This window comes from Okeania sp. SIO2F5, from assembly GCF_010692685.1.
GTDB classification, from domain to species: domain Bacteria; phylum Cyanobacteriota; class Cyanobacteriia; order Cyanobacteriales; family Microcoleaceae; genus Okeania; species Okeania hirsuta.
This window is the reverse complement of record NZ_JAAHGU010000007.1, coordinates 6081-30777: the sequence shown is the minus strand read 5'-3', so window position 1 is coordinate 30777 and position 24697 is coordinate 6081. Positions and strand designations below refer to the sequence as shown.

General features: G+C 35.7%; 19 protein-coding genes. 12 read left to right on the top strand and 7 right to left on the bottom strand.

Annotation, left to right across the window (positions count from 1 at the left end; all coding sequences use genetic code 11):
- Window positions 1-983: 983 nt before the first annotated feature.
- From cax to F6K27_RS04430, 3 genes are all read left to right on the top strand, one after another.
- Window positions 984-2102: a calcium/proton exchanger gene (gene cax / locus F6K27_RS04440; RefSeq protein WP_287275444.1), complete on the top strand. Its 1119-nt coding sequence runs from the start codon at window positions 984-986 to the stop codon at window positions 2100-2102.
- 262 nt (window positions 2103-2364) lie between these two features.
- Window positions 2365-3135: an imidazole glycerol phosphate synthase subunit HisF gene (gene hisF / locus F6K27_RS04435; protein ID WP_287275446.1), complete on the top strand. Its 771-nt coding sequence runs from the start codon at window positions 2365-2367 to the stop codon at window positions 3133-3135.
- Window positions 3136-3225: 90 nt separating this feature from the next.
- The gene (locus tag F6K27_RS04430; RefSeq protein ID WP_124142948.1) at window positions 3226-3438 is read left to right on the top strand and encodes a hypothetical protein; all 213 of its coding nucleotides are present in this window, start codon (window positions 3226-3228) and stop codon (window positions 3436-3438) included.
- Window positions 3439-4195: 757 nt separating this feature from the next.
- Here F6K27_RS04430 and F6K27_RS04425 read toward each other — a convergent pair.
- The 3 genes from F6K27_RS04425 to F6K27_RS04415 form a co-directional block, all read right to left on the bottom strand.
- The gene (locus tag F6K27_RS04425; RefSeq protein WP_287275448.1) at window positions 4196-4846 is read right to left on the bottom strand and encodes a hypothetical protein; all 651 of its coding nucleotides are present in this window, start codon (window positions 4844-4846) and stop codon (window positions 4196-4198) included.
- A 252-nt stretch (window positions 4847-5098) separates the two neighbouring features.
- Window positions 5099-5221, bottom strand: a complete 123-nt coding sequence (locus F6K27_RS04420; protein WP_287284145.1) for a hypothetical protein — start codon at window positions 5219-5221, stop codon at window positions 5099-5101.
- Between the two features lie 905 nt (window positions 5222-6126).
- Window positions 6127-8157 (bottom strand): flavin-dependent dehydrogenase, encoded by a 2031-nt coding sequence (locus F6K27_RS04415; protein WP_287275450.1) that lies wholly within the window; start codon window positions 8155-8157, stop codon window positions 6127-6129.
- 302 nt (window positions 8158-8459) lie between these two features.
- Here F6K27_RS04415 and F6K27_RS04410 point away from each other — a divergent pair, with 302 nt between their 5' ends.
- Together F6K27_RS04410 and F6K27_RS04405 are read left to right on the top strand one after the other, a co-directional pair.
- Window positions 8460-8693, top strand: a complete 234-nt coding sequence (locus tag F6K27_RS04410) for a hypothetical protein (protein WP_287275452.1) — start codon at window positions 8460-8462, stop codon at window positions 8691-8693.
- Complete coding sequence (locus tag F6K27_RS04405) at window positions 8690-8848, top strand: hypothetical protein (RefSeq protein ID WP_287275453.1); 159 nt, start codon at window positions 8690-8692, stop codon at window positions 8846-8848. Before F6K27_RS04410 ends, F6K27_RS04405 begins: the two co-directional genes overlap by 4 nt.
- A gap of 476 nt (window positions 8849-9324) precedes the next feature.
- Here F6K27_RS04405 and F6K27_RS04400 read toward each other — a convergent pair whose 3' ends face one another.
- Window positions 9325-10386: a tetratricopeptide repeat protein gene (locus F6K27_RS04400; protein ID WP_287284147.1), complete on the bottom strand. Its 1062-nt coding sequence runs from the start codon at window positions 10384-10386 to the stop codon at window positions 9325-9327.
- A gap of 322 nt (window positions 10387-10708) precedes the next feature.
- Here F6K27_RS04400 and F6K27_RS04395 point away from each other — a divergent pair, with 322 nt between their 5' ends.
- Window positions 10709-11149: a helix-turn-helix domain-containing protein gene (locus tag F6K27_RS04395; protein ID WP_287275456.1), complete on the top strand. Its 441-nt coding sequence runs from the start codon at window positions 10709-10711 to the stop codon at window positions 11147-11149.
- A gap of 375 nt (window positions 11150-11524) precedes the next feature.
- On the opposite strand, the gene F6K27_RS04390 is transcribed toward F6K27_RS04395, so the two are convergent.
- Together F6K27_RS04390 and F6K27_RS04385 are read right to left on the bottom strand one after the other, a co-directional pair.
- Window positions 11525-13243, bottom strand: coding sequence for an alpha/beta hydrolase (locus F6K27_RS04390; RefSeq protein ID WP_287275458.1), 1719 nt, complete (start codon window positions 13241-13243; stop codon window positions 11525-11527).
- A 1796-nt stretch (window positions 13244-15039) separates the two neighbouring features.
- Entirely contained in the window at window positions 15040-16395 is a 1356-nt protein-coding gene (locus F6K27_RS04385; RefSeq protein ID WP_287275460.1) for an FAD-binding oxidoreductase, read from the bottom strand.
- Between the two features lie 229 nt (window positions 16396-16624).
- On the opposite strand from F6K27_RS04385, the gene F6K27_RS04380 reads away from it, so the two are divergent.
- Window positions 16625-17983 (top strand): hypothetical protein, encoded by a 1359-nt coding sequence (locus F6K27_RS04380; RefSeq protein ID WP_287275462.1) that lies wholly within the window; start codon window positions 16625-16627, stop codon window positions 17981-17983.
- Window positions 17984-18031: 48 nt separating this feature from the next.
- Window positions 18032-18427, top strand: a complete 396-nt coding sequence (locus F6K27_RS04375; protein WP_287275464.1) for a DNA-binding protein — start codon at window positions 18032-18034, stop codon at window positions 18425-18427.
- 286 nt (window positions 18428-18713) lie between these two features.
- Here F6K27_RS04375 and F6K27_RS04370 read toward each other — a convergent pair whose 3' ends face one another.
- Entirely contained in the window at window positions 18714-18863 is a 150-nt protein-coding gene (locus F6K27_RS04370; protein WP_161564304.1) for a hypothetical protein, read from the bottom strand.
- A gap of 605 nt (window positions 18864-19468) precedes the next feature.
- On the opposite strand from F6K27_RS04370, the gene F6K27_RS04365 reads away from it, so the two are divergent.
- The 4 genes from F6K27_RS04365 to F6K27_RS04350 all read left to right on the top strand — a co-directional run bounded on the left by F6K27_RS04365 (window position 19469) and on the right by F6K27_RS04350 (window position 23709).
- Entirely contained in the window at window positions 19469-19624 is a 156-nt protein-coding gene (locus F6K27_RS04365; RefSeq protein ID WP_287300843.1) for a hypothetical protein, read from the top strand.
- Window positions 19625-19985: 361 nt separating this feature from the next.
- Complete coding sequence (locus F6K27_RS04360; protein WP_287284149.1) at window positions 19986-20108, top strand: hypothetical protein; 123 nt, start codon at window positions 19986-19988, stop codon at window positions 20106-20108.
- 120 nt (window positions 20109-20228) lie between these two features.
- Window positions 20229-20900: a helix-turn-helix domain-containing protein gene (locus F6K27_RS04355; RefSeq protein WP_240038756.1), complete on the top strand. Its 672-nt coding sequence runs from the start codon at window positions 20229-20231 to the stop codon at window positions 20898-20900.
- An 85-nt stretch (window positions 20901-20985) separates the two neighbouring features.
- Window positions 20986-23709, top strand: coding sequence for a peptidase domain-containing ABC transporter (locus F6K27_RS04350; protein WP_287275466.1), 2724 nt, complete (start codon window positions 20986-20988; stop codon window positions 23707-23709).
- Window positions 23710-24697: the final 988 nt, after the last annotated feature.

The following is a 24697-nucleotide window of genomic DNA, read 5'->3' as shown; positions in this document are numbered from 1 at the left end:
GCATCAAAAAGCTAGTATTTTGGGCTGACTATGGTAGAACAATCTTGGGACAATTCTTACTCCTGTCTCCTGTCTCCTGTCTCCTGTCTCCTGTCTCTTACCCCTACTAAAAGACTTTTGAGCGCAAACCCTACTTATTATAAAGTTGTGAGTGGGGAGTAGGGCAGTAGGGGAAATTGAATATTGAAGTAATTATAGAATGAACCTATCCCACTATTTTTAACAGGCTTATTTGTCTAAGTAAAATGTGTGGGAAAAGCTTAATTTTTCGTTAAATAAATCAGTTTTCGTTCACCAATGTACATAGCTAATTTCCTGACACATATAAGACTGAAGATCAACTTGGTTATCTAATTTTTTAGGTATTTTTATCAGTATACTTTATTGGTTTAATCGTTATTGGTATAATACCAATTTGAAAAAAGAATGTTACGAATAATAAGTGCGATTATAAAGATAAGTTAAGGAAATGTCCCTTTGACAAAAAAGAGAATTTCCTACCTCAAAATCGGTATTAAAGCTATTCATTCTGACTCCTGACTCCTAAGAAATGGCAACTCGTGCTGTATACCAAAAAATGTATTTTCAAGTCCGCCAAAAACTATCAGCTAAACTGGAAAGATATCGAGATTATATTGCTCTGTCAGGTTTGAATTGATAAATTATTGAGGTAGAATTTTACGCAAGGATTATGAGAATACAAAAAAGCAATTCTCAGAAAAATGGATTTTTATTTGGTTGAATCCTATGCTATTTAAGAGTTTAAACTCATTTCAACTACTAATTTGCTATAATCAGTTTAGGATATCCAAAAAAATAGGCTATTTTTTCTATCTCTTGCTTGGGTTTTTCGTATTTATCCTGATTTCTAACCCCTGAGTTCTTAACTCTAAATTATACCCACCCGCAAAATACTTTTCAGCCAACCCTATTGATTGATTTTTACCTAATTTCTGATTCACTAAACTGGTAATTTACACCTTATGTTAAATACAAAAACAATCATTTCAATTTTATTAGTATTTATTCCAATTTCAATTGCAGGTAATTTCCTAGAATGGGGTTCATCAGCTATCTTTATTACATCTGCTATAGCAATTATTCCTTTAGCAGGTTGGATGGGTACAGCGACAGAAGAAATTGCTGTTGTTCTTGGTCCTAACTTAGGTGGATTATTGAATGCTACATTCGGAAATGCTACAGAATTAATTATTGGTATTATTGCTCTAAATGCTGGGTTAGTAAGCGTAGTTAAGGCGAGTATTACAGGTTCTATTATTGGTAACTTATTGTTAGTAATGGGTTTATCAATGTTTTTAGGTGGGCTACGTTTCAAAGAACAAAAATTTCAGTCCGTAGTAGCTCGTTTAAATGCTTCAGCAATGAACTTAGCTGTAATTGCAATTTTAGTTCCAACAGCGGTAAATGCTACTTCTGATGGTATTAGTGAAAATACGATGCAAAATCTGTCGGGTGCAGTAGCAATAGTTTTAATTGCTGTTTATATACTCACCTTATTATTTTCCATGAAGACTCACTCTTATTTATATGAAGTTGGTGTGGCAGGTAATGAACCAGAAGAATCAGATTCTAATACTCAATCAGAAGAAAAATCTGAGCATAAACCTAATTTATTACTGTGGATTTCTGTACTATTAGTAGCAACTTTAGCCGTAGCATTTGAATCAGAATTATTGGTTGATTCTCTCGAAGAAGCTACAGAAACTTTGGGATTAACTACTTTATTTACTGGTGTAATTGTAGTTCCAATTATTGGTAATGCTGCCGAACACGCTACGGCAGTTACTGTTGCGATGAAAAATAAAATGGATTTGTCTGTTTCAGTGGCAGTAGGTTCTAGTTTACAGATTGCTTTATTTGTAGCACCAGTGTTAATTTTGGCGGGTTTGTTACTGGGTCAACCAATGGATTTGAATTTTAATCCTTTTGAATTAGTAGCAGTAGTAGTAGCAGTATTAATTGCTAATTCTGTAAGTTCTGATGGTCGTTCTGATTGGTTAGAAGGAGCTTTATTATTAGCAGCTTATGCCGTTTTGGGATTAGCTTTTTATTACCATCCTGTGATTGAAGGATTAACTTAACGAAGTCAGAAGTTAGAAGTCAGAAGTCAGAAGTTGTTTTTTGTAACTGGGATTTGAGCAAGACTCCAAAAACATTTCGCCTTAAAAGGTGGGATTGTGCAACCCAATTATTTTGATAAAAAAACTTTCTCTTCTTCCTTCTTTCTTCTTTCTTCTTTGTTATTTATTATTTACTTCTTCCTTCTTTCTTCTTTCTTCTTTACTTCTTTCTTCTTTCTTCTTCCTTCTTTCTTCTTCCTTCCTTTATAACTAACTTATTTCTATGCTGGCCAAAAGAATTTTACCTTGTCTTGATGTTAATGCAGGTCGAGTAGTTAAAGGTGTCAACTTTGTTGATCTTCAAGATGCTGGAGACCCTGTAGAACTAGCCCAAGTATATAATGATGCTGGTGCTGATGAATTGGTATTTCTTGATATTACTGCTACTCACGAAGACCGAGGTACCATAATAGATGTGGTCTATAGGACTGCAGAGCAGGTTTTTATACCTCTAACAGTTGGTGGTGGTATCCAATCCTTAGAAAATATTAAAGATTTATTAAGAGCAGGTGCAGATAAAGTCAGTATAAATTCAGCAGCGGTGCGTAATCCTGACTTGATTGATCGGGCAAGTGACCGCTTTGGGAATCAGTGTATTGTAGTAGCTATTGATGCTCGTCGTCGTCAAGACCCAGATAAATTAGGATGGGACGTTTATGTTCGGGGTGGACGAGAAAATACTGGCAAAGATGCAATATCTTGGGCGTTGGAAGTGGAGAAAAGAGGTGCAGGAGAGCTTCTTGTTACAAGTATGGATGCTGATGGAACCCAAGCTGGTTATGATTTAGCGCTCACTAGAGCTATAGCAGAGAATGTTCAAATTCCAGTGGTTGCTTCTGGTGGTGCGGGTAACTGTCAGCACATTTTTGAGGCTTTAACTGAGGGTAGAGCAGAAGCTGCTTTACTTGCTTCGTTACTTCATTATGGTCAACTAAGCGTGTCGGAAATTAAGGATTATTTGGCTAACCATCAAGTTCCTGTGAGACATGGTTAAGGTTACTTTTATATTTTTTTAGTAAAAAAATTAGGGTGTTTTTTTTAAGAAATGTTGTTAAAATAGAGGGACTGTTACAAAATGTAACTTATGTTATTCACTATTCTAATACTTGATGTGGCCTTAGTGGCTTGGTCTCTGCATCTCATGCAGGAATCATTCAATCATCGAGAATTTTCCCTAATGCTAGCTGGTATTTTAGTTGCTACATCTGCTGCTGCAATGATGGTAGTTTATTTTCTGATGGGTACTTGCATGACTCACCTAACTCAAATGTCTCAACACTCCTATGCATATTTTTAAGTATTTTTAAGCTTCTCTTGAAGATATAATGTCCCTGAGTACTCTATACTTTGAAATATAATCCCATAGGGATGTTGTTGAATTTTTTTGATTAATTTCTTGTCTGTTGACAAAACTATAAAAAATCAGCGTTGTACAGTGACAAATTATTTTAGATTTTTGATTGAATTTGATTTTGGATTAGTCAATTGCTAGAATGATTAATATTAGGTTTTTTTAGTTAAAGTATAAACTAATTTTTGGTAATATCATTCCATAATTTGCAACTCCAAAAAATCAGGTATAAATATATTAAGACTGTAGCTAGGGGTTATATATCAGTTAGTAGACGACTTCGATCAGCATTTACAAATTAGTAGGTTATGACTAATTTTGGGGCTACTACTTCTGACAAATTTACTGCCTTTTTGGTATAGATTAGTAATCGATCATTGAAGCTATGAGGAGGTGAGAATATAGGGAGGTAGGGAGTATTTTTTTACCTTTTTCCCCTATTCCTTTTCTACATATCATGATTCCTGAATCCTGGTAAAAAAAACTTAATTGCGGACAAAGATACCAAATGGGTTCTATAAGTATTCTTAGTTAGAGCAGAACAATTATGCAACAAAAATCAAGAAAGTATGTGCCATATCATTGACAAATAATTAATTGTTTGCTTAAGCCTAAAACTATCAGTTAGTATCTTTAAAATTACTAGAGAAAGGCAAAATAATTAGAGTGATGGGGAAAAACCAGCTTTTTACTTGTAAGTCCCTTAGTTGAGCAAATGTTCGTTTTGTAATTTTTTCATCTCTTCCCTAACTTCAATTGCTATTTCTAAAGCTTCGTTAAGTAATTTTCCATGTTCGCTAGCTTTGTCATTAATTTGCAAAGCTGTCAAAGTATTAAAATTAAAGGTAAATAAGTCTGTATTTTTATTAACAAATTTCTGATTTTCCCGGATAATTCGCTCAGTTTTCAAAGCTCTAATTAAATCTTCTCTAATTAGTTGTAGAGCTTCTATAATTTTAGTGCGATTACTTAATTGAACTTGGGGGTTCCCAGCGGCTTCAATTCTGTCATTAATAACGATCGCTTGAACAATCGAATTATATTTATCTACATCCTCAAACAATTTAATCAGAGGTTGATTTTTACGAGTCATAAATATTTTATAGATATCTTCTAAAAATAATCCTATTGCCATACTTATATAAGTAACTATTAATAATAAATGGTGTTGATTTAAGATTTTTACTACCATCCAGTAACTAACTAATAAAAGCAAAGCTATTAGTAAACTTTTCAAACCTTCTATTAAATATTTAGTTTTGGTGGGCGGCAGCAATATTTTACCTAAACTTACTCCACTTAGATGTTTAAGTTCACCCTTTGTAATTTCTAATCCTTCTAAATCTAACCGCATAATTGTTTGAGATTTTTAGTTCTAATCTATGGAGTGAAGTTGGGTAAAAATAGATGGGTGCATCTCAATGCAAGAATAAAGCCAAAAATTTATCGCTTTTAGGCAACAGGCAACAGGGAATAGGGAATATATAGGAAAAAAGTATTTTTGCAAATGTGAGATGCACCCAAATAGATGTATTTTCCAATTATTTTCAACCCTTTACCATATCCATAAATTTGATTTTGAGATGATTGTGTTGTTAATTAGCAATCAAATAATACCATTTCTCAAAAACTTTTCTATATTTTCACATAGTAGGGGAGTAGGTGAGTGGGTAGGGAAGTTGGATGCAACTTCCCTACAGGGAGAATTAAACATAAGAATAATTAACATTAACTTACCTCAAAGTAGTAAAAAGGTTATTCGACATAAGTTAATTACCTAATAACTGAAGTTCTCATGAAGTATAGCATTATTTTTGGGAATTGGTATAATATAGTGTTTATCAAGTTACTGAGGTAAAGTTGTTTTTCTTCTTTTCTATTTCCTCGGGACTACGGACGTTGCAGGCAATGTCCCTACCTACTCCCACGCAACAAACAAATTTTGTACCTCACTCTTTTTGGGAATTGCTATATTTGCGTAAACATTCAGCAGTCAGCTATTAATTTTGGGGAAGGTAAAAGCAACCTTTGAAATTGAGTTTGAATAAAAGTTACTACCAAAGTCTCCGGACTAAATCTTAGAAATAATTAGTTATTAATAATAGCTGAATGCAAGCGCATTCCGAAGAAAGCGCTGACTGCTAATAGCTGAATGCAAGCGCTTTCCGCAGGAAATGCTTACGTTAAATTTATCTAATTTTGCATACTAAGTTTAGATTTTTGGGCGTTGGTGAAAAGCAAGGTATGATATCATGTTCCCCCTCCGGGGGAGCTACGCTAACGGATAAGAGCGCGATAGAACTCCGTGACCTTTACGCGACCAAAAAACTTTCTCCTTCTACTCGGGGTTTCTGATTCTTTCTTCCCTCCTGAGGATCTTCGACTGACTTCCCCTCCCCTCCTGGGAGGGGTTAGGGGTGGGTTGGGAGGGGTTAGGAGTGGGTTGACTCCTAAGTAATGCGCGATTAATCAGGACTTACGCAAAGGCACTATTTATAGAGTGTAGTAACTATTGGACAACAGTTTTGAACACTATATATGGCGTATCTGCGTAAGTCCTATTAATATCATACACTAATTTACCAACGCCGATTTTTGTAGTTTAAATTTCACTTTTGAGATTAATATCATACACTAATTCACCAACGCCGATTTTTGTAGTGTAAATTTCACTTTTGGTTGACCAACATTATAAGTTAAGGCATAACTATTAGCTAATATCCAAAACCATAAACTAGGATAACGAGATTCTAACCAAGGTTGAATCCAGCGGGCAAAACTAGGCAACCATCCTAATAGGAAATTCATTAAACTAAACAAAGTGAAATTGATATAGCTTATTGTCCAGAGTAATACTTCCTGAAAGTTGATAAAATCTAGAATCCACAATAAAAGATAAGGATTTTGTCTAGCTGCTTTTAGAGCTAATCTTGTAAAAGTAAACCAATTAGCTCTATCTTTAATAAAAGTATCTGCTACTTCTGGAGGTTCCTCTGCTAATAATCCAAAAAATGTATTCAATATAGAATTAATTCTTTGGGGAGGTAAAAACTTTCCAGTTGGTACCATCATGCCTTTAGAAAATAACCAAGTAACGGCAATATTACTTTGATAAGCACGAATTTGATTTAAGTGATTCGCACTGAGTAAATCATATTTTAAAGCAGTATTTAGAAGATCGGTTAAACGAGGTAAATTTCTGACTAAAGAACCAAAACCAGTAAACACTAAAGGAGATTGGAGAGAAGCAGCATCGCCAATACAAATTAAACGGTCAAAAGCTACCTGGCGATCGCTACCTTTGATACTAAAATGCCCAGGAATATAACCAAAGGTTGGCTTTTTCCAGACTAATTTATCCATGTCACACCGTCGATATTCTGGCAAAATTGTGAAAAAATCCTCATACATTTCTAACAAAGAACCAGGATTTTCAGGATGAACTTGATGGTAATGAAATAAATAAATTGCTAACTCATTACCAGCACAAGGGAACAGCTCCCAAATTAATTGTCTGCCACGAGAAATATCGCCATGACTATTGAGAACATCTCCATAATTTGAATCCCACACTTCTGGTTCAATTCCGCCATTAATTACTGCTCCAACTGTTGGACAAATACTATCAAAAGCACGTTTACCATTTAACTGCCAAGCGATGGGAGAAGCAGTACCCATAGCATCTACTAACAAACGCCCACAGAAAATTTGTTCAGTTTTGTTAGATAGGTTTTGAGTATAAACTACAACTTTTTCTGGTTCAATTTCAGCTTTAATAAATTCTGTTTCATCTACAATTTTTCCTCCTGATTCTTGTAGTTTTCTCCCACATAAAGTGAGTGCTTTTTCTGAATCTAATGCCACATTTAAAACTGTAGGAGTATGAAGAATTGCAGCTTTGGCAAAATCAGGGTTATTACTATCAAAAAATTTGTTAAATCCGTCTTTATATTCTCTGGCAATTAAACCTTCTATTTCTGCAGCAGTAAATAAACCCAAGTCAATTAAGCTTTGTAGTTCGGAGCGAGAAATATTCCACTCTCGATTCATTTTACCAAAAGTCAAACGTTCCAATAATAATACTTTGTACCCCAATTTTGCCATGACAGCTGCATGAATAACTCCCAGAGCACCACCAACATAAATGAGGTCATATTCAACAGAATTATTATTTGTTCCTAACTCCTTTTTCCACACTACTTGTTTTGGTGTTTGAGGATTTTTAACTGATTCTCGCCAACGTTTTTCCCACCAGTATAAACGTTTAAGATCGTATTCCCCTTGAGGCATTTTTTGAAAGTATTTTGTAGTCAGAGGATAATCAGATGCTAAAGCTGTAAAAATTGACTGATTTGATAGGTCAATTATGGGAGGTTCTGGATAATTTAAAGGAAATTCTTTTCTCAAGTTGGTAGTCAAAGATGAAGTGAATTGTTTTTCTATCGAAGATATATTTCCTTGAGAAAAAACTTTGAGATAAGTAGTGCGTTGTAATGACCAGGTAAATACAGAAAATTCCTGAGTAGGATCTTCAGAAAATTTCATAACAAAACCATCTGAAGTAAGAATTTTATCACCGAACCCTGGTTGAAATTTATGCTGTAACCATTGACAAACAGTTTTTGTATCTGACGTTGGTACCTCTAGGTAGAGAATTTCTTTCATCTGTTTTTTTGGGAATTAATTTTTAATCTTAAAATTGACAATATTTTAATTTATGCTATAGTTGTTAGATAAAACTTTAATCTAATATAAAAGTTTACAATATTTTCTACCATTAAGTATACCCAAGGAAAATTTTTCTTTGGGTAGTATATTTTTAAGTTTCTAGTCTCTCTTGATAGGTAAAGATAAATCTGTCTCTAGATGACTATCTTAAATTGGTAAACTTCGTTCAAGCCTACAAAATAGTTTAGCCTCAATCAGTAGAGTAGTGACAAAATCTCAAAGACAGTAAGGGAGTAGATATGAATTATCCTGTACCTACAAGCGATGGAGAAGTAATTGCTTTGCGACGACAGCCAGTTAACGATGAACTTGTCGCTGTAGCTATAGCTGGCGTAGTTAATGTTGCTCGTTCTCAAGGAAAGTCTATAGAGGAAATTAAGGCAGAGATTCTTGCGGACGATCGTTTATTAAATATGGCCCAAAGACAACTGCTAAGTCAGATTCTTAATGAAGCTTGGGAGTATTTGCTATGACTTACAAGAAGAAGGAAGAAGGAAGAAGGAAGAAGGAAGAAGGAAGAAGGAAGAAGGAAAAATATAGCGTTGCATATTTGCGGGATGAATTAGTGTGGGAAGTGTGGGAAGCGTTGCATATTTGTGCATTGGAATTATATAGTATTTTCAAATGAGATGTAAATCTAGATTGAACTTTCTTCTAATCAAAAAATGCTGTCTTGAGTATCCATTAATTATTGTGCAAAGCTACTATTTAATGCTGTTTTCTCTTCTTTACTATTCCCTATTCCCTGTTCCCTGTTCCCTTATTAAGTAAGACTCTGTTTCCGCATCTCAAATAAAAACGCTATAGTTTCATATCATGTCTCTTTAAACACCCACAATAAAAATTTTAGGGAACAGGGAATAGTGAATAGCGAATAGGGATAAATTTATCAGAGAACACATTTTTATTATCGCTAATTAATAAGATTGGATATTAGAGAAAGAGCAAGTATAAATATGAGATTTACCTTTTCTGCAAAGATTTATCTCTTAGTTAAACAATAGCGCATTAATTATTATTATGTTTACTTTTCCCTCACTCCCCCGCTCCCCTACTCCCCCGCTCCCCTACTCTCCTAACTGACTCCTCTTCCTCCAATTAAATCTAATTTTGTTGAAATTTATCTAGCATATCTACTGCAATTTTTTGATTATCAGAGTCGCCATCCAATCCAAAGAAAAAAGCCGCCTGCTGAAAATTTTCCATCGCCTCACTTTGATTTCCAATTAAGTAGTAAACTATGCCTCTATTAAAGTATGACTTAGGATTATTAGCATCAATCTTGATAGATTTATTTAAATCTTGAAGAGCCTTTTTCTGCTCTCCTATTTGTAGATATTCATCCCCTCGATAATAATAAGCTTTAGCATTTTCAGGATTAATTTCTATTGCCTTATTAAAGTTAGCGATCGCTCCTATTCTCCTTCCTAGTTGAGAATAAGCAACTCCTCTACTTAAGTAAGTTTCACTTTGACCAGGATTGAGACTTATAGCTTGATTTAAATCCTGAATAGCACCTTGATAATTTCCTGCTTCCATCTTTTGTTTAGCCTGATTATTCAGATTAATTGCCTGTTTAGCCATATTGAATCTTTGAGTTATTACTTGATAATTTTCTCGATAAAGCTTTAATTTTTCTCTAGCTTCTGAATATGACAAACTTTCTTCAGAAATTTTTTCTAATAAATTAATTGCGTATTGCCATTTTTGCTGCGCTTGATACCAAGTATCAACAGGATGAGGAGGATTTTGTACTAATAAAGCTGCAGCCATTGCAGATTGTTTTGCTAACCTTAAATAGATTAATCCATGTTCTGCTAAATATAGTTTTCGCTTGACTGCAATGAGTTGATAATTTAGTTTAGTTATTTCTCTAGATACAGGTTGTAAGGGTACACCAGGCAGTTGAATAACTTGTTCTAAAATATCTATTGCTTCTGGCAATTGAGTTAGAGCAGCTCTAAGTTTATTAACATCAGAATCTTGATTAATATCTCCTAAATTAGCTATTTTTGCTTGAGCTAGAGCTATGGATTTTTTTTGTACATTATTTAGCCAAAAAATTGAAATGCCGTAACCCAAAACCAGGATAACTATAATAACTTTGACTAGGTTTCTTTGACCCATAGTTGCTCCTTTCAATTTCATCACTAAAGCAATTAGCAAATCATGTATTAGGCGTTAGTTTTTTTTATTTACCATATCTTAATCTTATACCAATTTTATCGCAATAGTAAAATCAAGAGATAAGAAGATCTAAAGGAAAAAAATGATAGAAATAGGTAGGAAAAAGAATTGGATTAGGTTCTTCGAAATATAAATTTTCAATTTCATTTTTGTAGCATTATTTTTGATCAATGGTATTACCTGATATTTTTTGCTCTTCGTTAAAAAAAATATCAGAATAATTTACTTTTTTGCATGCTACAGATATGATAGAAAAGATTTTTATATGAGAATAGCAGTATGGACTTGAGAGGAAACAAATATGGCCGGGGTATGTAAAATAGAAATTACAGAAACAGTCCTAGAACTCAAAACATTGCTAAATGGCCAAAAAACTGCTAGTGGCTTTCAGAAGATTCAGGCACTATATCTATTTAAAATTGGTCAAGTGACAACTGTCAAAGAATTGGCAGTTACTTTAGGAGTAAATCGGATTACAGTACAAAGGTGGTTGAGACAATATCGCAAGGAAGGATTATCGGGGTTATTACAAGTCAAACAAAGTGGGGGGCGCAAACCAGCAATCCCACCAGAAGCGCGAGATGGGTTACAAAAACGACTTAACGACCCCAATAATGGTTTTCAGAGTTATGGAGAAATTCAAAAATGGTTGAAAGAAGAATATAATATTAATGCTTCTTACAAAGCAGTTTATTCCACAGTTAGATATCAGTTAAAAGGTAAACTCACAAAAAATAAGTAGTATGGTGCTTTATATCATGTTCCCCCTCCGGGGGAGCTACGCTAACGGTTGAATACTTACAAATTAACAATGAAAGGAGTCAGTCCTCAGGAGTCAGTAGGGAAAAAGAAGCAAGAGGAGAAGAAAGTTTTTGATTGTGTTTGCGTAGCATTCTGTAGGAAAGCGGAACAGAGTTCTATGGCGCTATTAAACAACATGATATTACTCAGGCAACAGGTAATCAAAAAACTGATTGCAAATTCATGTAGAGCAGGACAAAATTTTCTGACCATCTGTCTGAATGTGTATGATTATAATCATAATGTGCGGAATGATTTAGGTTTGCTCATATTATTTTCTATAGCTCTTTAGATACCCAACTGGAGATCATCTCAATTAGTTTTTTCTTGCCTGTTTCAATGTTTTACTTAACTGAGTTTCTGACAAAGACCGCACAAAACTCAGATTAAAAGGTTTTTCGCCGATGGTCTGAGCATAAGATGCTTGTAAATATGAACTATATTCAGGGCGATCGGCAACATGGGTTTGGAAGAATGCTAAACCAAAAGCATTAGCATAACCATTGACTACATCTGGATCTGGTTGAATCAACTCTGCTAGAGAAGTGAAACTATTTTCTCTAATTGCCTCAAAATCAATATTGATATGATCTGCTCCTTCTGTTAAGACCAAATATTTGTCAGGAGTTGTCAACCAAGTAAAAGAGTTTGCTTGTTCTAAAACAATAGGAGTAATTTTATCTTCACTTGCGCTTCCCCACAACACAGGTAACTCAATCTGACTCAAACCAGCTTTTCCAAATAAACTACTATTGACTGGATCGAGTACAAATATTCCTCCAATTCTATCATCTTTCAAATTATATTTTTGAGGCTTCAATTCCAAAGCACGACACTGTAGCAGTAGCGACATATTTAAAACTTCCATTTGTGGGCCACAGTCTTGTTTTAGTTGCTGAAAGTTAATCTCTGCACCTGCTAAAGCAAAAGCAGTATAAGCACCAAAAGAATGACCAAATATACCTACCTTTTTCAGGTTTAATTGATTGTGGAATTGATATTGATTTAACTGCTCTAATTGATTTAATAAGAAAGAAATATCCAAGGGGCGGTCAATAAATTCATTGCCATGGAACATATCCTTAGTTTTACCTGCTAAAAATTTCTGGATATATTCATAATCACTACCTGGATGTTGGGGTAGAGCAACAGCAAATCCATAAGAAGCTAAATGTTTAGCTAAACTTTCAAAATTAACTCCATTAGAACCTAAACCGTGAGAAATTACAACTACAGGAATTGATATTTCTGCTGAAGAGATATTAGGTAAATAAAGTTGTACTGAAAAATTGCGATCGCGTCCTTCATCTTGCAGGATAATTTGTTGCTTTGAAAAGTTATATTTTCCTTTTTTCCTAATATCTGGTAAACGAGAAAAATCTACTTTTTCTTCTTTGTAAGCTTCTGTTTGTGTCAGATTTGCTACAGTTTCTATAAAAGTTTTTGTATCTTCTTGTACAGCAGCAATTTTGTCAGTTACAGCAAAGACTTCTTTTGTATCCAGCCACATAGTGTTGCGGGGAAAATGACGGATAAAATTTATGATAGTTAAGCCTTCAGGATCATTTGCCGCCTTTAATAAAGCAGTTCTAATTTCCTCAGCACCATTTTCAACAGTAGTTAAATTCTCATTCTCAGAATTTGATGAAGTTTTGATTACTTTCCCTAAGTTTTTCAGGAATAATTCTCCCATAGGGGAATTGATAAATTGAGAGACTATCTGAGGAGGAAAATTATAGCGGTTTTGTAATAGATCCCGATATTTATCTTCTTTTTCAGCTTCTAACAGTAGCATATAACTAGCTAGTTCATAGCTAATTTCTCCCGTTTTGGCATAATTTTCTAATGCTGATACAGGAATCAAAATATTTAGATCTTTATGACCTAGAGAAATCTGCTGTGCTGCATTCACTGGTAAAGCAGTTAAAAGAGCAGGAATTATGCTTAGACTTAGAGATTTTAACCATTGGTTAAAAGTAGAATAATTGCTTTTTCTCTTGTTTGTTTGTTTTACTGGAAATACTTTATTCTTCACTATTATATTACTCCTAATTACTCCTATAATTAATAACTTTTCAGCCGTCTATTCTGCTTTTCGAGAAAGCATACTAACCCTAAAGTTATTAATGCTAGACAAATAAATATACTATCCCCTAATAAATTTTTGCTTGATCGGAGGGATAATTCTATATAACTAATTGAGATTAATTCGGGTTTGCAGAAAAAAAATGTTTACCGTTTTCTCTAAATTTTTCTCGGAAATCACAGTACCTTTGGAGATACTATAATTCAGTATGTCAGAGTGTTAATTGACTTTTTGCATCGTTTTATACTGATTTTTTTTCGTCAATTTATAATATTATTTACCAACAAATCAATCAAAATATTAAATCAGTAATTGAACATTTAACTTGCATATATTTCTAAAAGCGCATAAGAAAAATAGAAGGATTTAGTAAATTTTGCACTCTTACAGTGACTAAAAATAAGAAGCAAACTAAATGTGTAGTTTGTTTGCAACTGTGTATTGATAGTTAAAACACATCATATTAATATGTCTGAAGCGAGATCATCCATTGCTTTTTCCACTAGCTCTTGGAAGGATAACTATAAGAATATAATCTATTATCTCATATTCAATCTATTTAATTAATTACAATAGAACTTCTTAAGATTCTTTTGTCAGATAATCTCTAATATCATGTCCGGATAATTAGTTATAAAAAAACTTTCTCCTTCAACTCCAGTTGTTCTTCTTTCTTCCCTCTTTCCTCCTGAGGACTGAGGACTGAGGACTGACTCCTCCCTAGTTATTTATTTATCACTGTTTAACCGGACATGATATAAAACATTACAGGCATGAGAATCAAGTCTTAATCCAGTATGCTAGAGACAATGAAAAAGGGAGTTTGACAGTGTATTCGGTGGTTTATGAAGTACAGTAGGGAGCAGGGAGCAGTAGGGACTTTGCGTGCAACGTCCCTAGGGAAACGAGAACATTTATGTAAGTCAATTTAAAATTGTTTAATAATTAGATGAAAGGTAAGACGTTGAGTGTAAATAGTTAAATATTATCTAACATTGACAGAGCTTTTAATCCCCTGTAAACATCAGACTTTTTTTGAGGATTCAGGTTAATTATCTGTTAACAATATCAACTAAATAATCCCCAGCAATCCCCGTATTCTATATTTTCTTTGAGCTTCTGTTCATCTACAAATGTAATTTTGAACACCGGATTTTTTGATAAATTTACCTTGATAAAATCAACCAGTATCAGCAATAGCGATCAGTCAAATTAAATTAATCAAACCTTGTACATTACCTAGACTTCCCTCTAGATTATATCCACCTGTTTTACAATCTTTAAACATGGCGAGATAGACATATTCCTACTACTGAGCAGTTACGCCAAGAGTTAGAAACCTGGAATCAACAGCGGAATCAAAATCTTAGCAAGGTGGTTTGGCGTTTTTCCACGCTTCGATGCTAGAGTCAAACTGCAACATCTTTATCTTTATCCTGTATTTGAAACTTCCAAACATCAATAACTCCCCCGGATTGTTCACCTTCACTATCAACCAGTAGCGAGATAGCTGTCGCTAGACTCCGCCAACGCTTATTTTTTGATTTTTTACTGTCTATTCAAGAGCGATTGCTATCGTCTTTACTTCTGACTCCTACCTTCAAAAAATTTTATCCCGATCCTACCGGATTTGATATGACGAGTTATTTTTTCCTTCATTAAATCATCTTGAGCAGTTGAGCTTTTTTCTAACAGAGGAAATAAGTCTGCTCCTTACCTCCATAGAAAAACTCTAATAATTTTTTCTATCTCTCTAACCAAGCTTTCATTTTTCCAGGATTTAATAATCCGTAGGGGTCTACCTTTTTCTTAAATTCTAACTGCTCAAAATCTGTGGTTTTCATTCCTCCATCTTCCAAAATATAGGTATGAGGATTAAAAATATTTACCCCATTTTTTTCGTGATATTCAATAATTTCATTTAGTCGTTCTTCTGAAGTATAACGGACAATTTGTAATCCTACTGGTGTAGTTTGACCATCCATTCGCATAAATTCTAAGTGCATGATTACTTCATCACCAAAATGCCGATACATTTTTTCTACAAGTGCTAGATTTCTATCAGCAGGAAAACCACTTTGTAAATAAGTCAAATTTGTATCTACACTCCGACCGTGTAACGTCGTATGATTCCAAGTAAATTCATATATTGGCGTACCCTTACTTGCCTCTTCAGCAGTTTTTTCATAACAAATTTCACCCTTAAATTCTTTAACTAAATCCTGAAAAGACTCCAAACTATATTCAGATACCATCAAAAAAGCACAATGTTTTCCTTCAGGAATTGAACTTTTTACCCCAGCAAAAAAACTAGGTATCGGCCAAGCAAAAACAGTAATTAATTTTTTGACAATTCCATCACTATCTCCCAATGCTTGAGCGAATTTTGCACAGGTCATAAAGTCGTCAAAAGTTACTATTAATTCTGCCCAAGGATAAGTAGGAGCTAAAGGTATTTCTAATTGAGTAATAATTCCATTTGTTCCATAAGCATGATTAACTTTTTGTACCTCATCGCCACGCAATTCTATAACTCTTGGTTCCTCTTCCATAGTAACAACTCGGACAGCAGAAACATTGCCACGCTCGCGTAATCCACCATAATTAATTGAGCCAATTCCACTACTACCACCACCGATAAAACCGCCAATTGTAGCAGTGCGATAAGTTGAAGGAGACATTCTTAATTCCCAACCAATTTCTCTGGTTTTTTTATCTAATGCTATTAATTTTACTCCTGGTTCGACGCAAGATAAACCTGGTTTAATCCAATTAATATTATTCATTTTTGTAGTGTCGAGAACTACCCCTCCTTCTAAAGGAATACATTGCCCATAATTACCAGTTCCAGCACCTCTAACTGTTAAAGGTGCTTGATATTTAACGCAAGTTTTAGCTATTTGTAAAACCTCTGCTTCATTGGTAGGGCGGACAATTAAATTAGCTTTTTTATCTTTTAGTTGCGATTGTAAAATTGGACTGAAATGATAATAGTCTAAGGATAGTTTGGTGACTTGATTTGGCTCGGTAATAATTTCGATATTTGTTAGTTCTGATGCTAGGGCATTCCAATTTATTTGTTTTGTTTTAGTTGTTGTCATAGGTATTTTGAGTAAATAAATATTTTAACAAAAATTGCTACTTTTATTTTATAATTGAGTCAAATATTACAATCTTATCATAAATATAAGAGATAAAAATCATTAGTTTAGACCGACTTTTCCTTCGGAATGTTGCGTAAATGGTTTTTTAGTGTTATTAAAATATTATTAAGGTTTTCTATTTTCCCCTTTAATAAGTAAATTTATCAAGTTCACAAAGTGAAGAAAAATGGACGACTTAAATTTAACTTTTATGCAGATTCAACCAGGCTCGACTATAAGTGGAATTGTAGCTGGTTTCGTAGATAATGGAGAAGACTTTACCCTAAATTTTAGCGGTGGTAGCACTATTGTAGACACCTCACCTTTGGACGCTAATCAATTAGGCTTAAATATCGGGGATCCCGTAAATGTCTTAGTTGCTGAATTTGATGGCCTTGAAATTGATACTATATTTATGACTAGACCAGATAATTCAATTATTTTAGGTAGTCAAACTCCCCCGCTTCCAGCGCCCCCACAAGCAGCATTAGACCCCATTACAGGAGGAATAGCTAATCCCCCTTCCCCAGTATCTAACCCTGTTATCCCTCCCCAAGGAAATCCGATTTTCGGTACGGTGGTAGGGATAGTTGATAATGATGAATTTCTCCTACAGGATGCTAACGGTACTCAAATCTTAGTGGATACAAATTTACCAGATAATCAATTCTTAAGTTTAGTACCAGGAGAACAAGTAAATGTGACGGGAATCTTTGATGATAATGATTTTGAGGCTTTCTCTGTCACCCGTCCAGACGGTTCCCTTGTGTTTACCGCTCCCCCAGCAAGCCAACTTTTCGGTACGGTGGTAGGTGTAGTTGATAATAATGAATTTCTCCTACAGGATGCTAACGGTACTCAAATCTTAGTGGATACAGATTTACCAAATAGTCAATTCTTAAATTTAGTACCAGGGGAACAAGTAAATTTAGTAGGAAATTTTGATGATGATGATTTTGATGCTTTCTCTGTCACCCGTCTAGATGGTTCACCTGTGTTTACTAATACACCTGTATTCCCTCCAGCTCCAGTATTGAACCCTGTATTGCCCCCACCTCCAGTATTGAACCCTGTTATCCCTCCTCAAGGAAATCCAATTTTCGGTACGGTGGTAGGAATAGTTGATAATGATGAATTTCTCCTACAGGATGGTAACGGTACTCAAATATTAGTGGATGCAGATTTACCAGATAATCAATTCTTAAATTTAGTACCAGGGGAACAAGTAAATGTAGTGGGCATCTTTGATAATGATAATTTTGATGCTTTCTCTATTACTCGTCCAGATGGTTCCGTTATTTTTAGCAATACACCTACATTGGAACCACCTCCAGAATTTAACCCTGTTATTCCTCCCCAAGGAAACCCAATTTTTAGCAATACACCTATATTGCCACCACCTCCAGAATTTAACCCTATTATCCCTCCTCAAGGAAATCCAATTTTCGGTACGGTGGCAGGGATAGTTGATAATGATGAGTTTTTCTGGTATGATGACGATGATGATGAGTCTTTCTGGGATGATAACGATCGTGATGACGACTAAAATATTCCATAGATTCAATTGAAAAAAAGTTATAATAGGTTAATTACCATGAATTTTATTAAAGTTGGTAGGGTAGCAAAAAGTTTAACAGGAGCGATCGCTGCTTATATAAGTTTTTTCTCAATTGTCATTGTCACCCCTACTCTTGCTAAAACTCCCATAGGAGAATTACAACGTGGTGACAATGCAACTATTTCCGGGCAAGTCATAGGAATTTCGGGTGATGAATTTATGCTTGATGATGGCACAGGACAAATTTTAGTTGATACTGACGATCGGGAACTCACAAACTTATCAGTGGGAGAGCAAGTAACAGTAATAGGAGAGTACGACGATGATGATTTTGATGCTTATTCTATTACTCGCCAAGATGGAAGTGTAATTAATATTCGGTCAGATGATGACTATGATGATGATGACGACGATGACGATGATGATAACTAATAGACATCTGGTAAAAATCAAAAATCAAATCAATTCTCACACATAAATTATCAATTATTTCCCCTCCGGTGGAGGGGGAGGGGCGAGGGGTGGGTTCCCTACTGCCTACAGCAAAGCTGCCTACTCACTCTTTTGGTGGAGATGTCTAATATAGAATCCGGTTATATAGTATATGTTTATAACTATACTTCAAGCCTTCAATCTCCCCTATTCCCCTCCACCGGAGGGTTAGGGGTGGGTTGGGTTAGGGGTGGGTCTCCTACTCTCACAACTATATAAAAAATATTCAACCGGATTTGATATAAGATATTATATACATAGGACGGTAGTCCTGCATGGGTTTTGGTGAAGATATATATTTTTTAATTTCTCCCATACTCCCCTCCACGGTCGGGGTTAGGGGTGGGTCGCCATCTCCCCACACTCTCTCTACCATTACTATGCACCACCACCCATAGGACTTACCTAGAAACCGGGTTGATCCACGAAATTTCTTGAATGAAAATAAATCCGGTTTTATCCTGATTTCTGACTCCTCAAACTCTATTTACTCTTTTGCCAATCTTCCAACGCTGCAATAATATCATGTCCGGTTGAACAGTTATAAATAAACGACGAAGGAGTCAGGTAGGGGAGCCGTCGGATTGGCGACGTACAGAAGTCAGGAGTCAGGAGAGAAGAAAGGAGAAGAGAAAGAGAAAGTTTTTTTACCAGTAATTATCCAGATTTATATAATAACCTAAGAAAATTAGAAAAATGACGACTGCTTTCAAAAATCTTAACAATTATTATAAGCGAAGAAGGAAGAAAGCGTTTATTTATTTAGGAGAGAAGAAACAATCTGGCGTTGTCTGAATTTTACAGCGCTTTTGCCGATCTCTGACCTCACGTCACAACAAAAATCCTGTAGGGGAAATGGCCATTTGCCCCTACTGTGGTCTACTTTTCAATTAATAAAGACAAAATTGCATAAGTAACTGTAGCTGAGAAATATCTTTACTCCAAGAAACACTGGAGTTATACACAAATAACTATAAACCTATGTTATCCGATCGCTCAATTTCCCAAGTCAAAATGAGTAAATCAGATGTCCATGGAAAGTGCTTAACATCTTTTCAGCGTAAACTTCTAGAAAAAAATCTACCAGTAGGGGGAAATGGCCATTTGCCCCTACTGTGGTCTACTTTTTCCAATTAAAAAGACAAAATTGCATAAGTAACTGTAGCTGAGAAATATCTTTACTCCAAGAAACACTGGAGTTATACACAAATAACTATAAACCTATGTTATCCGATCGCTCAATTTCCCAAGTCAAAATGAGTAAATCAGATGTCCATGGAAAGTGCTTAACATCTTTTCAGCGTAAACTTCTAGAAAAAAATCTACCAGTAGGGGGAAATGGCCATTTGCCCCTACTGTGGTCTACTTTCCAATTAATAAAGACAAAATTGCATAAGTAACTGTAGCTGAGAAATATCTTTACTCCAAGAAACACTGGAGTTATAAACAAATAACTATAAAACCTATGTTGTCCGATCGCTCAAACTCGCAAGTCAAAATGAGTAAATCAGATGTCCATGGAAAGTGCTTAACATCTTTTCAGCGTAAACTTCTAGAAAAAAATCTACCAGTAGGGGGAAATGGCCATTTGCCCCTACTGTGGTCTACTTTTTCCAATTAAAAAGACAAAATTGCATAAGTAACTGTAGCTGAGAAATATCTTTACTCTAAAAAACACCGGAGTTATAAACAAATAACTATAAAACCTATGTTGTCCGATCGCTCAAACTCGCAAGTCAAAATGAGTAAGTCAGATGTCCATGGAAAGTGCTTAACATCTTTTCAGCGTAAACTTCTAGAAAAAAATCTAGATGATAAGTTGTCGTGGCAATATCGCCAGAGAATAGAAATCATGCTACTAGCAGATGAAGGCAAAAGCCAAAGTCAAATCTGTAAAGCTATAGGTTGTTCTCCTGGTACCGCTAGACATTGGATACTTGTTGCTAAATCTGGTCAAGCTCACCAATGGAACAATCATCCCATAGGTCGCCCCCAAGAAGTTAACGAAGAATATTTAGAACGCTTGAAAGAGTTAGTAACTAATAGTCCCAAGGAATTTGGTTATGTATTCCAGCGGTGGACTGCTAATTGGTTAGGTAAACATTTAGCAAAAGAATTTGGCATACAATTGAGCGATCGCCATATTAACCGCTTACTCAAACAAATGGGTTTATCGACTAGACCAAAACCAACGAAAGCTGAAGAAATGTCTGGTCAAGATGTTAATGGGAAAAATATTGTGATTCGCGATCTGAACTCAGACCAAAATCTTATACGAGGGAACAGGGAACAGCGGTGCGACCCCGCGTCGGCGACAGACGCAAGGGAACGCGCACCAAGAGAGGGAACAGGGAACAGGGAACAGGAGGGAAAAGATTTCCCTGTCTGGTTTCATCATCAGTCTACGTTCTAAGGGTCTTAGCGGTTGCTATAACCCGTCCCTGAAAATATTAAGTTTCCACACTTTTAATAACTAATAGTAAATAAAATTTTGAGTTATGGTTCAAAATGCATCTACTCCTGCTTTGACTCAGGGGCAGCTTACTGATGTCTTGGGATATCAACTTTCACAAAAAGAAATAGAAAATTGCTTTAAAACTACAGAATACTTAACACCAAAAGTCGGTCTATTTTGGGAAACAGCAGATGCTCAACCAGGAATATATATTGTAACTGTGGGCAAAGTTAGACTATTAGATAGTCAGGGTGAATTAATTACCACCCTCAAAGCAGGAACTTCATTTGGGGAATCTACTCTATTTCCTAATCATTCCTTTCAACCCTACTCAGCAAGAGCATCAGTAAACCTCAAACTTTCCTATCTCCCTGGAGAAACTCTTCTTCCACTAATTCAAAAACACCCGGAAATCCGAGAACATCTTCATCAAGTTGCTCTCAAACTCGATTCTCTACAAAAAAAAGGTGAGCCAGAAACTGCCCATTCCTCTGATGAAAATCTGCCAGAAGCGAATATAACTGAATATCGGCAACCAGAGGTAAAACCACAAAAAACTATTAACAAAGCCTATTTCCCTAGTCCCACCCAACGAGTAGGTCATCTCTGGCAGCGCATCACTAAACGCTATCCTTTCTTTGCTCAACAAAGTGGTTCCGACTGTGGTGCTGCTTGTTTAGTTATGGTTGCTCGTTATTGGGGTAAAAATTTCAGCGTCAATCGCGTGCGGGACATTGCCAATGTAGACCGTAACGGTGCTTCACTACGAGGATTATCTGCAGCAGCAGAAAGTATCGGATATTCCACCAGACCAGTAAAAGCAAGTCTTGACCAACTAGCTAAACAAAAATTACCAGCGATCGCTCACTGGGAAGGTAAACATTATGTAGTGGTCTATGAAGTAACCCCTAAACAGGTCATCATTGCTGACCCCGCTATTGGTCAACGCCATCTCACTTACCCAGAATTTAAAGCCTGTTGGACTGGTTACACTCTACTCCTACAACCTACTGCTTTAATCAAACAACTCAAAAATTCCACTACTCCTTTCTGGCAATTCTTTGAGTTGGTCAGTCCTCATGGACAAGTGCTACTGGAAGTATTTATCACTTCTCTACTAATTCAAATATTTGGATTAATTACACCTCTATTTACCCAACTACTACTAGACCGGGTAGTTGTTCAAGGTAGCACTCTAACTCTAACCGCAGTGGGATTGGGTTTAGTCATCTTTGGTTTATTTAAGGTGGCAATGACTGGTTTGCGACAATATCTGCTCGACCACACAGCTAATAAAGTCCATTTGGCAATGATTGTGGGGTTTATTCGTCACACATTCCGACTACCTATGAGTTTTTTCGAGTCTCGTTATGTGGGGGATATTATTGCTCGGGTTCAAGAAAATCGGAAAATTGAGAATTTCCTCACTGGGGAAGCTCTTTCTATTGTGTTGGATTTGCTGACAGTTTTCATTTATTTAGGGCTAATGTTCTGGTATAGTTGGAAAATGGCTTTACTAGCATTGGTTATTGTGCCACCGTTTTTTTTATTAGCACTTATTGCTACACCTTTCCTACAAAAAATCTCTAGAGAAATATTTGCTGCTCTAGCTGAAGAAAGTAGTTATCTAATTCAATCTCTGACTGGTGTAAGTACTGTCAAGTCTCTAGCAGTTGAGCAAACAGTACGCTGGCGATGGGAAGAATTTCTGAATAAGTCAATTAGAAAAAACTTTTCTGGACAGGTGATTAGCAACCGACTGCAAATGTTTAGTTTAACTATTGAATCGTTGGTAACGACGGGGTTACTCTGGTTTGGAGCATGGTTGGTTATTCAAGGGGAGTTAACTATTGGACAGTTGGTGGCTTTTAATATGTTGATTGGCACTGTGATTAGTCCTTTTCAGCGACTGACGGTTTTGTGGAATCAATTACAGGAGGTGATTATTGCGGTGGAGCGCATTAATGATGTGATTGATACTGAACCAGAGGAAGATTTACAATCAGAGGGGCGTCAGTATTTGGTAGAGTTACAGGGTAATATTATTTTTGATAATGTGACTTTCCGTTACCACCCAGAAAGCGATATTAATGTTTTGGAAAATTTGAGTTTTGAGGTAAAAGCGGGACAAACTGTGGCTTTAGTGGGGCGTTCTGGGTCTGGGAAAACAACGATTTCTAAGTTGGTTTTGGGGTTATATCCGCCTACTGATGGTAAAATTTTGATTGATGGTTATGATATAACGACGATTTCTTTGCCATCCCTGCGCAACAAAGTAGGTGTGGTTGACCAGGATACTTTTTTATTTGGTGGCACTATTCGGGAAAATCTGACTATTGCTCATCCCTCTGCAACTCTTGAGGATATTGTAGGAGCAGCAAAGTTAGCTGGTGCTGATGAATTTATTCAAAGGTTGCCGATGGGTTATGAAACTCAGATTGGCGAAGGTGGGGGTTTGTTATCTGGTGGTCAACGGCAAAGATTAGCGATCGCTCGTGCTTTGTTGGGAAATCCTCGTTTATTGGTTTTTGATGAGGCGACTTCTCATTTGGATGTTGAGTCGGAGCGTATTATTCAGACAAATTTGAATAGTATTCTCCAGGGTCGCACTACGTTAATTATTGCTCACCGTTTATCTACTGTGAGAAAAGCTGATGTAATTTTAGTGTTGGATAGGGGGGTGTTAATTGAGCAGGGAAATCACGAAGAATTGATGGCGAAACGGGGACATTATTATTATTTGAATCGCCAACAATTGGAAAGTTAAAATTTCAAATTCAAAAGTCAAAATTCAAAAGTCAAAAGTAAGATGTTAGGGTTTCAAATGAAAAGTCAAAAGTAGTAGGTTGGGTTAAGCGATAGCACAACCCAACAACCGTAAGTATTTGTTGGATTTTGTTCCTGATGTATATGTTGGGTTTGGGTTCCTCAACCCAACCGACAAAGGGCAAAATGTATATGTTGGGTTTGGGTTCCTCAACCCAACCGACAAAGGGCAAAATGTATATGTTGGGTTTCGTTCCTCAACCCAACCGACAAAGTTCCCTCCTATTTACATTTAACAAAAAACACAATTATTAGGAAAATAATGCCACAACAATTCAACGTAACTGCAGAATCAAACGGTCATAAACCTTTAGAGACTGACTTAATAAAACTAGAAAAAAGTAGTAGGTTGGGTTAAGCGATAGCGCAACCCAACAACCTTCATTAATTGATAATGGATAATTGATAATTACCTCTGGTTAAAACCGTTCTTGATTAAATATAAGGAAATATTATTTCTTCTCTTGGTCGATTGGATATGGCGTTTCGCTGCGCGACATGAAAAGCGTAGCGGCTCTGTTAAAAGCGGGAGACCTCGCCATCCCATCCTGCGGAATGCTCCGCAAACGACCGCTTTTTTCCCCTTAAAAGGGGAGGCTTCAAGGCGCGAATTATTTAATTATTAATTATTAATTATTCGGTAAGTGTGTGTTGGGTTTCGTTCCTCAACCCAACCTACAAAGTTCCCTCCTATTTACATTTAACAAAAAACACAATTATTAGGAAAATAATGCCACAACAATTCAACGTAACTGCAGAATCAAACGGTCATAAACCTTTAGAGACTGACTTAATAAAACTAGAAAAAAGTAGTAGGTTGGGTTAAGCGATAGCGCAACCCAACAACCTTCATTAATTGATAATGGATAATTGATAATTACCTCTGGTTAAAACCGTTCTTGATTAAATATAAGGAAATATTATTTCTT

Coding starts and splice junctions, on each gene's coding strand:
- F6K27_RS04350 (WP_287275466.1), top strand. CDS start 20,986: ATGGTTCAAAATGCATCTACTCCTGCTTTGACTCAGGGGCAGCTTACT.
- hisF (WP_287275446.1), top strand. CDS start 2,365: ATGCTGGCCAAAAGAATTTTACCTTGTCTTGATGTTAATGCAGGTCGA.
- F6K27_RS04365 (WP_287300843.1), top strand. CDS start 19,469: ATGTTATCCGATCGCTCAATTTCCCAAGTCAAAATGAGTAAATCAGAT.
- F6K27_RS04405 (WP_287275453.1), top strand. CDS start 8,690: ATGACTTACAAGAAGAAGGAAGAAGGAAGAAGGAAGAAGGAAGAAGGA.
- F6K27_RS04360 (WP_287284149.1), top strand. CDS start 19,986: ATGAGTAAATCAGATGTCCATGGAAAGTGCTTAACATCTTTTCAGCGT.
- F6K27_RS04420 (WP_287284145.1), bottom strand. CDS start 5,221: ATGTTAATTATTCTTATGTTTAATTCTCCCTGTAGGGAAGTTGCATCC.
- F6K27_RS04385 (WP_287275460.1), bottom strand. CDS start 16,395: ATGACAACAACTAAAACAAAACAAATAAATTGGAATGCCCTAGCATCA.
- F6K27_RS04410 (WP_287275452.1), top strand. CDS start 8,460: ATGAATTATCCTGTACCTACAAGCGATGGAGAAGTAATTGCTTTGCGA.
- F6K27_RS04375 (WP_287275464.1), top strand. CDS start 18,032: ATGAATTTTATTAAAGTTGGTAGGGTAGCAAAAAGTTTAACAGGAGCG.
- F6K27_RS04430 (WP_124142948.1), top strand. CDS start 3,226: ATGTTATTCACTATTCTAATACTTGATGTGGCCTTAGTGGCTTGGTCT.
- F6K27_RS04395 (WP_287275456.1), top strand. CDS start 10,709: ATGGCCGGGGTATGTAAAATAGAAATTACAGAAACAGTCCTAGAACTC.
- F6K27_RS04370 (WP_161564304.1), bottom strand. CDS start 18,863: ATGGTAGAGAGAGTGTGGGGAGATGGCGACCCACCCCTAACCCCGACC.
- F6K27_RS04415 (WP_287275450.1), bottom strand. CDS start 8,157: ATGAAAGAAATTCTCTACCTAGAGGTACCAACGTCAGATACAAAAACT.
- F6K27_RS04355 (WP_240038756.1), top strand. CDS start 20,229: ATGAGTAAGTCAGATGTCCATGGAAAGTGCTTAACATCTTTTCAGCGT.
- F6K27_RS04380 (WP_287275462.1), top strand. CDS start 16,625: ATGGACGACTTAAATTTAACTTTTATGCAGATTCAACCAGGCTCGACT.
- cax (WP_287275444.1), top strand. CDS start 984: ATGTTAAATACAAAAACAATCATTTCAATTTTATTAGTATTTATTCCA.
- F6K27_RS04425 (WP_287275448.1), bottom strand. CDS start 4,846: ATGCGGTTAGATTTAGAAGGATTAGAAATTACAAAGGGTGAACTTAAA.